General features: G+C 58.4%; 2 pseudogenes. Both read left to right on the top strand.

The features are described 5' to 3' along the window. A pseudogene (locus ACR0P8_RS09590) lies at positions 1–546 on the top strand (glycoside hydrolase 43 family protein); the annotation flags it as partial. Between the two features lie 86 nt (positions 547–632). Further along, a pseudogene (locus ACR0P8_RS09585) lies at positions 633–1,649 on the top strand (sialate O-acetylesterase); the annotation flags it as partial.

The raw sequence follows: 1,649 nt of genomic DNA, 5'->3' as shown, positions 1-1,649 counted from the left end.
GGCAAACTGGCATTGCGTGGTCAGGGCTCGCTGTGCAACCTGTTTGACTTGTCTCTTGTGGCTCGTCGCTGGCAGGCATTTGATTTCGACGCCGAAACCAAGGTGCGTTTCGATCCGAAGAATTACATGCAGATGGCAGGCCTGACCAACTATTACGATGACCTATGCTGGTCATGGGCGTTTGTCACTTGGGATGAGAAACGACATGCAAGGGTCATCGAAGTGGCTCAGAACGATTTCAACCAATATACGTCGTTCCTCAAGGATGACGCCATCGTAGTGCCCGAAGAGGCTGAGGCGGTATGGCTGCGCACCAAGGTCCGCACGGAATACTATTCCTACGAATATTCCTTTGACGGAGAACATTTCACCGAGATTCCGGTCAGGCTCGATGCGAAGATCCTGTCCGACGATTACGTGAACCAACGTTACGGCGGCTTCTTCACCGGCGCGTTCGTGGGACTTGCCTGCGTCGATCTGTCCGGCTACGACGAGCAGGCCGAATTCGACTACTTCGACTATCGGGAGCTTTCCGATAAGCAGTAGACAGTGCCGGCTGGCGACAGAGCGTCCGTCGTCAGCCGGCATACTCGACGGCATTGAAATCTATGGGCAATGAGGAGCGGACGAGCATGGTTTTGCAATTGCCGAAACTGCTTGACGACGGTTGCGTGCTGCAGGCCGGTGCGACCATACATATCTGGGGCGCCGGCGACCCTGGACGCGGCGTGCTGGTACGCCTCGATGGCAAGGACCGGACTACGCGGGTGAAGGACGACGGCTCATGGAGCGTGCCGTACGGTCCGATCAAAGCAGGCGGACCGTACGATTTGACGGTGCGTTATGAGGACGGAACCGAATGCATCTCGCGCCAATGCTATGCGGGAGAAGTGTTCCTGTGTTCGGGACAGTCGAACATGGAACTGCCCATGGCTTGGGTGCGTGCGGACTATCCGCTGGAGTGGGGTCGTGAGCCTGACCCATTGCTGCGGCAATACAAAGCGATTCCCGATTGTGACTTCAACGGTCCCCGCAGCGATCATGACCATGCGTTCTGGCAGGGGTGCGATGCGGAAACCCTTGGAGATTTCTCCGCGCTCGCCTATTTCTTCGGACGCAGGATTCGTCAGTGGCTGGATGTGCCCGTCGGCCTGTTGAACGTTTCATTGGGCGGATCGCCGATTGAATCCTGGATGGATGCCGACGCATTGCGGGCGTTCCCCGAAGCGCTCGCTGACCTTGAGCCGTATCTTGGCGATGGCGTGGCGTCGAAGAAAAGCCGCGATTCCGTTGCCGAGCGGGACCGGTGGTACCAGGCGCTTGGATACGAGGCTGTGGCCGATGCCCACCATGAATGGCTGCCATTGATCGCGTGGGACTGTCCGGAATCCAAGAACATCGAGCCGCGCGACGTGGCATGGCATGACATACGCCTGCCTGGATGGTACAAGGATCGCGGACTTGCCGGTTTCCGCGGCGAGATTACCATGAGAAAAACCGTGTTCCTGCCTCCGTCGGATGCGGGGAAGCCCGCCCTACTGCGTCTGGGCACCATGAATGATGCCGACCATACGTGGGTCAATGGTGTGTTGGTCGGTGGGCGAAGCAATGTGTATGAGCCGCGGGACTATCCGGTCGCAGCCGGCGTG

This window comes from Bifidobacterium sp., from assembly GCF_050874245.1.
Taxonomy (GTDB): Bacteria; Actinomycetota; Actinomycetes; order Actinomycetales; family Bifidobacteriaceae; genus Bifidobacterium.
This window is presented reverse-complemented; position numbering and strand designations above follow the sequence as displayed.